General features: G+C 46.5%; 7 protein-coding genes. 1 reads left to right on the forward strand and 6 read right to left on the reverse strand.

Translation table 11 applies throughout. The features are described 5' to 3' along the window. Positions 1–87 precede the first annotated feature (87 nt). From lepA to rpoE, 5 genes are all read right to left on the reverse strand, one after another. Positions 88–1,881, reverse strand: coding sequence for a translation elongation factor 4 (lepA, locus tag B9J84_RS11560; RefSeq protein WP_026027281.1), 1,794 nt, complete (start codon positions 1,879–1,881; stop codon positions 88–90). A gap of 112 nt (positions 1,882–1,993) precedes the next feature. Next, entirely contained in the window at positions 1,994–2,464 is a 471-nt protein-coding gene (locus B9J84_RS11565) for a SoxR reducing system RseC family protein (RefSeq protein ID WP_094124177.1), read from the reverse strand. Next, a complete protein-coding gene (gene rseB / locus B9J84_RS11570) occupies positions 2,461–3,441 on the reverse strand; it encodes a sigma-E factor regulatory protein RseB (RefSeq protein WP_017042688.1) in 981 nt (326 codons plus the stop codon). Before rseB ends, B9J84_RS11565 begins: the two co-directional genes overlap by 4 nt. After that, a complete protein-coding gene (locus B9J84_RS11575; protein WP_094124178.1) occupies positions 3,438–4,061 on the reverse strand; it encodes a sigma-E factor negative regulatory protein in 624 nt (207 codons plus the stop codon). Before B9J84_RS11575 ends, rseB begins: the two co-directional genes overlap by 4 nt. A gap of 34 nt (positions 4,062–4,095) precedes the next feature. Next, positions 4,096–4,668, reverse strand: coding sequence for an RNA polymerase sigma factor RpoE (gene rpoE, locus B9J84_RS11580; protein ID WP_026027282.1), 573 nt, complete (start codon positions 4,666–4,668; stop codon positions 4,096–4,098). 405 nt (positions 4,669–5,073) lie between these two features. Between rpoE and nadB the strand changes: the two genes are divergently transcribed. Next, positions 5,074–6,681, forward strand: a complete 1,608-nt coding sequence (gene nadB / locus B9J84_RS11585; RefSeq protein ID WP_094124179.1) for an L-aspartate oxidase — start codon at positions 5,074–5,076, stop codon at positions 6,679–6,681. Between the two features lie 70 nt (positions 6,682–6,751). Here nadB and B9J84_RS11590 read toward each other — a convergent pair. Further along, a partial coding sequence (locus B9J84_RS11590; RefSeq protein WP_143698859.1) for a transposase occupies positions 6,752–7,261 on the reverse strand: 510 nt, incomplete at its 5' end.

Below are 7,261 nucleotides of genomic sequence, written 5' to 3' on the forward strand. Positions count from 1 at the left end.
CCTTATCTAAAAATACGAAAGTGAAAGAGCCGAAACTCTTTCACTTAAATGGTGACTGCTGCATGCATAAGAAAGCCAAAGCAATGCTTAATCTTTACCTACGTGTAAAATGGCAAGGAAGGCTTCTTGTGGCAACTCAACATTACCAATTTGCTTCATGCGCTTCTTACCTTCTTTCTGCTTCTTAAGCAGTTTTTTCTTACGGCTAATATCACCACCGTAACATTTCGCCAGTACGTTTTTACGCAGCTGCTTCACGGTTGAACGAGCAATAATGTGGTTACCGATCGCCGCTTGAATCGCGATATCAAACATTTGGCGAGGGATAAACTCTTTCATTTTCTCAACCACTTGACGACCACGCGTTTGCGAATTGTCTTTGTGAGTGATGATGGCTAGCGCATCCACTTTGTCACCATTTAGCAAGATATCCACACGGACCATGCTTGAAGCTTCAAAGCGTTGGAAACCATAATCAAGTGATGCATAACCACGAGAAGTTGACTTCAAGCGGTCAAAGAAATCAAGCACCACTTCGGCCATCGGTACATCATAAGTCAAGGCTACTTGGTTACCGTGATAGACCATATCAACCTGCACGCCACGTTTTTCAACGCACAACATAATGACGTTACCCAAATATTCAGAAGGGGTCAAAATGTTACAACGCGCAATCGGTTCACGAATCTCTTCAATGTCGTTCACCGCAGGCAATTTAGCAGGGCTATCAACATAAAGCATCGTGCCATCGGTCTTCTTCACTTCATAGACTACCGTTGGCGCAGTGGTGATAAGGTCAAGATCGTATTCGCGCTCTAAACGCTCTTGAATAATCTCCATGTGGAGCATACCCAAGAAACCACAACGGAAACCAAAACCAAGGGCGGCCGAACTTTCTGGCTCATAGAATAACGAGGCATCGTTTAGGCTCAGTTTACCTAACGCATCACGAAAGTTTTCGTAATCATCAGAAGAGACAGGGAAAAGCCCCGCATACACCTGCGGTTTCACTTTTTTAAAGCCTGGCAATGCTTTTTCACACGGATCTTTCGCGCTGGTCAGTGTATCACCCACAGGAGCGCCGAGAATGTCTTTAATACCACAAACCACCCAGCCCACTTCACCAGTGTTCAACATGGTTTTGTCGACTTGTTTTGGCGTAAAAATACCTAAACGGTCAATACCCCAAGTTTGGCCTGTGCTCATCACTTTAATCTTGTCATTTTTCTTCAGCGCACCATTTTTCACTCGCACTAAAGAGACAACACCTAAGTAGTTATCAAACCAAGAATCGATGATTAACGCTTGCAGCGGCGCAGCAGGATCGCCCTCAGGAGCCGGAATACCAGAAACGATTTTTTCTAGCACTTCATCCACGCCAAGGCCTGTTTTCGCAGAGCAGCGCACTGCGTCAATAGCATCAATGCCGACGATATCTTCAATTTCTTCCGCTACGCGTTCAGGCTCTGCGGCTGGCAAATCAATCTTATTTAGGATTGGGACAACTTCAAGGTCCATTTCAATGGCGGTATAACAGTTAGCCAATGTTTGCGCTTCAACGCCTTGACCAGCATCCACCACCAATAGAGCACCTTCACAGGCGGCTAAAGAACGGGAAACTTCATAAGAAAAGTCAACGTGTCCAGGAGTATCGATAAAGTTGAGCTGGTATGTCTCGCCATCGTTTGCTTTGTAATCGAGCGTCACACTCTGTGCTTTGATGGTGATGCCACGCTCACGCTCAAGGTCCATAGAGTCTAGAACTTGAGATTCCATTTCACGATCACTTAATCCACCACAAACTTGGATCAAACGGTCAGATAGGGTCGACTTACCATGGTCGATGTGGGCGATAATCGAAAAGTTACGAATGTGCTTCATAGATTTGGGATGACTAAACTCTTGAAAAAAGGGACATAAGAAAGCCACATCAAGCGGCGTTTCCATAAAGTTGGCCGATTCTACCCAATTTCGGTAGGGTTCGCATCATAAATTAGGCGATAGGTTCACCAAGGACTCGGACCAAAACCACCTCTTGCTGCGATCGTTTTTCAAGAACCACAGAGCAACGTTTGGCAATTCCGATCCCCAGCGCGATAAAAACAGCGGCCGTGATGATCACGATGCCCTCACCTAAACCGAACCAAGGGGCCAAGAGGCTCTCACCCAGCCAAGCACCGAACATCATCATAAAAAGCGGCACCAAATACACTAAGGCTGCCGATTGAAGCAAGCTTTTTTCGGGGAAACCGATTTCAACCGTCTGGCCTTGCTTCACTGGTTTTTTCGTATCGAGTTGCCATAACAGCGCTTTGTTACCAATCGCTTTCGATACGATCCCAGTACCACAACTTTTGGAGGACGAACAACTGCTGCAACTGGTCTGCTGCTGACAACTGAGTTCAACGTGAAACCCTTTAGCATCAGGTTGAACAGCGGTGACTGTTGCTAACGCCGTCATCATGGTTTGGTTGCCTCTGTTGAGGGCGCCGCAGGCTGGACAAACGTCACCGATTGAGCAATGCGCTGCGCCGTTGCCGGTGGAATATCACCGACCACTGAGATTTCATTGTTTCCTTTCACCACACTATGCAAGGTACGGCGGCCTTGACGAACCAGTTGGCCTTTCAGCGAATGGTTGTCACTATCGGAAATATAGACAGAAAAACTAAATAGCCCATCACTGAACATCTGGCTCTCTACCAAACGCTCAGTAATCGCCATACGATAACGGTTAAGCTCTTTGGGTTCAAAGCCTTCAGGTTTCCAACTCACTTGCCAAAAACTTTCGGTAAGGTTGCCTTTCGGTAACGTCAATACCTCGGGTAACTCAACGTCATTTAGCCCTTGCATCGCCTGCGCTAATTTGTCGCTAATGGCGTAAGAAATCGTGCGATATTGCTCAAGCACCTCGCCGTCGCGATCGACTAAATCAGCTCGCAATGGCAAGTTACTGGTTTCATCTACCCACAAAATATAGGAATAGCGTAAGCCATCTTTCGGCACCACTCGCACCACTTGGCAAGCCGTACCCGCTTCACGTGCACGGCCAACTTTGACGAAATCGTAGTAACGGCCTAATTCAGTGACATTGCTGGTTAGCATCGGAATCGTCGGCGCAACCATAGTGCTTGACTCAATGGTGAACGGTTCTACCCCAGGTTCAATGTAACTCACTTCATTGCCACGGCGAATCACTTCACGGATCGGGCCGCTGAGATAAACGAGATGCGCAAATTGCTGATCGCCTTGACTTGCATGACGATACAGCAGTGGATCGATGCTGTTTTTCTTAATCAGAATGTAAGACAGCTCATAATTTAAATGCTGACTGGCCTCGTTCATTTGAAGCAACAAAGCCTCTGCAGGTTGGTCTTCTGCAAAGGCTAATGTAGAGTTCAAACTGAACAGCGCCAGTGCACTGATCAGAAATTTATTCATTCAACTACCGATTCAAGTACATCGTTATGTGGGCTTGCACTTTCACTGTTCAGGCGAAGTTGCAGCTCGTAGTCTTGCAATAATGCGTTTACGCGGCGACGTTGTTCTTGCACGCGGCTTTCGCTGGTTTGGCGCTCTACTGAATCGCGCGTTAAGCTCACAGGCTCTGCGCTGCCAGCCAACGGAATGGTTTGCAGTACGGGTAATTGGTCGTTTTGATCCACTCCTGAATCACGGCCACCGTATTGTTGAACACCTAAAATCACCACAAACGACACACACGCAGCAACCGCAACCTGGCCAAATTGGGAAAGCCAAGCCGGCAACTGCCGACGAGCTTGAGCTGGCGTCGGCTGAGACTCACGGCTTGCATCACGAAAATCAATAACCGAAGCAGATTGTAAACGACTGTGTGCGGGTTCGTCATCCAATGCTAACGCGACGCTCTGTGCAATATCCCACTCAGCTCGGACTGGGGCATCTCCACGCATCACATCACCAATCAAATGGTAATTTTTCCACGTTTGCAAACTTTCTTGGTCGAGCTCTAATTCTTGAATGAGCGCTTTATCGACCATTTCCCCATCCATGAGTGCTGAAAGTCTTTCTTTGTCAGCCATTATTTATTCACCATTTTCGTTACCAGTTTGAGCGCTATAAAAGAGGTTTAATCTTCTTTTCTACCGCTTCACGAGCACGGAAGATGCGAGAACGCACCGTTCCTACAGGACAATCCATGACTTCTGCTATTTCCTCGTAACTTAAACCATCCAGTTCACGCAAGGTCATCGCAGTTTTCAAATCTTCAGGCAACGCTTCTATCGCACCAAAAACGACCCGCTGCAATTCTTTCGACAACGTAATGTTCTCAGGGTTCGATATTTCTTTTAATGCGTTGCCACTTTCGTAATATTCAGCATCTTCAGCATCAACATCGCTAGCGGGCGGTCTACGACTTTGGGCTACAATGTGATTCTTAGCGGTATTAACAGCAATACGGTATAGCCAAGTGTAAAAGGCACTCTCTCCGCGAAAACTTGGGATAGCCCGATACGCTTTGATGAACGCTTCTTGTGCGACATCGGCTACATCTCCGGAATTGCTCACATACCGAGAAATAAGGTTGCAGACTTTATTTTGGTACCTTAAAACCAAAAGGTTAAACGCTTGCTTATCTCCACTCTGAACTCGCTCAATCAATACTTGATCGGTCAGTTGCTCGTTCATTCGAGCCTGTACTCCTATTGTTATTCCCCTTACCTTCTCAGATATGGGCATTCATTATGCAAAATGTAGTATTGACACCACCGCTTACATGAGCACTATTGTGACTCAAGGGAGAATAGAAAGTTCCATTCTGTCTAAAAATATTTGCCAAGCATTATTCAATAAATGTGATCTAATTTCACTATAGGGGATCCCCAATATAGTGAGGGTCGATAAGACGAAAGACAATGGCATTTACAAAGTATTGCATCAAATCTTTCTCGACTGCTATTGGCTTGAAGCCATAGCGATACCGTTAGTGGATAAACCTTGCGGCTGAATCACTTCAAGAGTATAGATACATGCAATGCATATTTAAAATGAGAGTTGGACAACTCTACTCTAGTTCGGGAATTTAAAAGTTTTATGAACGCAAACCGTGAACATCTATGCGATGTATTAGTCGTAGGCAGTGGCGCAGCGGGTTTATCGCTCGCACTACGCGTAGCAAAACACAGTAAAGTCATTGTACTGAGTAAGGGACCACGCAGTGAAGGTGCCACTTATTACGCCCAAGGGGGGATTGCCGCTGTTTTTGACGAATCAGACAGTATTGAGTCACACGTCGAAGACACTCAAATTGCGGGCGCAGGGATCTGTGAAGAGAATACTGTCCGTTTCATCGCCGAGCATGCTAAAGAGTGTGTTCAGTGGCTTATCGATGGCGGCGTTCCTTTTGACAGAGAAGAGAATGACAGTGATGAAGCACCTCGCTATCACTTAACTCGTGAAGGCGGCCATAGTCATCGCCGCATCTTGCACGCGGCTGACGCCACTGGCATGGCAATGCAAACCTCCTTACAAGACAATGTTCATAATCACCCCAACATTACTATCCTTGAACGTCACAATGCGCTGGATTTAATCACCGAAGATAAAATCGGTGGTGATAAAAAAAGAGTGGTTGGCGCTTATATTTGGAACCGCAATGAGGAACACGTTGAAACGATCCGCGCTAAGTTTGTCGTTTTAGCCACGGGCGGCGCCTCAAAAGTGTATCAATATACCTCTAACCCTGATGTTTCCTCAGGTGATGGTATCGCAATGGCGTGGCGTGCAGGATGCCGAGTGGCGAACCTTGAGTTCAATCAATTCCATCCAACTTGTCTTTTCCACCCTGAAGCACGTAATTTCCTACTGACAGAAGCACTACGTGGCGAAGGCGCTTTTTTAAGACGCCCAGACGGTTCACGATTCATGCTCGATTTTGATGAACGTGCCGAACTGGCTCCTCGTGATATCGTGGCTCGCGCCATCGACTATGAGATGAAGCGTTTAGGTGCTGATTGTATGTATCTGGACATCAGCCACAAACCGGCCGATTTTATTGAAAAACATTTCCCAACCATTTATACACGCTTGATGGATTTGGGCATTGATATGACCAAAGAGCCGATTCCGATTGTTCCTGCGGCGCACTACACTTGTGGTGGCGTTATTGTCAATAAACAAGGTAAAACGGATCTGCATAACCTGTATGCGATCGGCGAAGTTAGCTACACCGGTTTGCACGGTGCTAACCGAATGGCGTCGAACTCTCTATTAGAATGCGTCGTTTATGCCTGGTCAGCGGCAAAGGATATTTTAAAAGGATTACCAACGGCTCAGCTCCCACCAAGCTTACCCGGTTGGGATGAAAGTAAGGTCAATAACTCTGATGAAGAGGTCGTAATCCAACATAACTGGCATGAACTGCGCCTATTTATGTGGGATTACATGGGGATTGTCCGCACAGATAAGCGCTTAGAGCGAGCACTACGCCGCATTCAATTACTGCAACAAGAAACCCACGAATACTATAGTCATTTCCGCGTTTCAAATAACCTGCTTGAGCTGCGTAACTTACTGCAAGTGGCAGAGTTGATGGTGCGTTGTGCTATGCAACGTAAAGAGAGCCGCGGTTTGCACTACACGCTCGATTATCCAGAGTTAGCCGAAAATAGTGGCCCAACGATCCTAACGCCAGACGAGTAACCTCGCCAACGATCATCTGTTAGCGTCAAGTTGACCGAATGAATAAAGGAGCGTTTATCGCTAATGCCGTTCACTTAAGGTGAGCGGCATTGTATTTTCTAGGGTATCGGCTTGGCTTTTTCTTCACAACTCTAGGGAAGGCTCTTTCTCGCCTTGGCTCAAGTATTAAGCTCCCACTCATTGCATAAAAGTTTTGGAGTTGCCTCGGTATGGCTCCCGGTGACGAGTAGGGAAGCCCCACTATTAGGCGCATGATGTGGGCTAACGCTCCATTGAAGCTAAGTTGGTATGGCAAGTAGTCTCCATTCAACGTATTACACATCTGCACCATTTGATATCTGACTAAGTTGTATGTCAGTAGTATTCCCCAGAGCTCTTGTCTCACGAGCTCTGGGAGTCGGCTTCGCAGTGTAAGGCGGTTACCCAGCATGTATTGTTTTTGCTCTCGGTACCCCAGTTCAATTTCCCAACGGTATTCATATAAACCGACTATATCTGATTTTGGATAAAGCATAGGGTCAACCATTGAGGTGAGAACATCGTATTGCTTACCCTCTTTGACTCTCGTGATTAAACGTAC

It is taken from the genome of Vibrio sp. V03_P4A6T147, from assembly GCF_002241085.1.
Taxonomy (GTDB): Bacteria; Pseudomonadota; Gammaproteobacteria; order Enterobacterales; family Vibrionaceae; genus Vibrio; species Vibrio anguillarum.

Coding starts and splice junctions, on each gene's coding strand:
- lepA (WP_026027281.1), bottom strand. CDS start 1,881: ATGAAGCACATTCGTAACTTTTCGATTATCGCCCACATCGACCATGGT.
- B9J84_RS11565 (WP_094124177.1), bottom strand. CDS start 2,464: ATGATGACGGCGTTAGCAACAGTCACCGCTGTTCAACCTGATGCTAAA.
- rseB (WP_017042688.1), bottom strand. CDS start 3,441: ATGAATAAATTTCTGATCAGTGCACTGGCGCTGTTCAGTTTGAACTCT.
- B9J84_RS11575 (WP_094124178.1), bottom strand. CDS start 4,061: ATGGCTGACAAAGAAAGACTTTCAGCACTCATGGATGGGGAAATGGTC.
- rpoE (WP_026027282.1), bottom strand. CDS start 4,668: ATGAACGAGCAACTGACCGATCAAGTATTGATTGAGCGAGTTCAGAGT.
- nadB (WP_094124179.1), top strand. CDS start 5,074: ATGAACGCAAACCGTGAACATCTATGCGATGTATTAGTCGTAGGCAGT.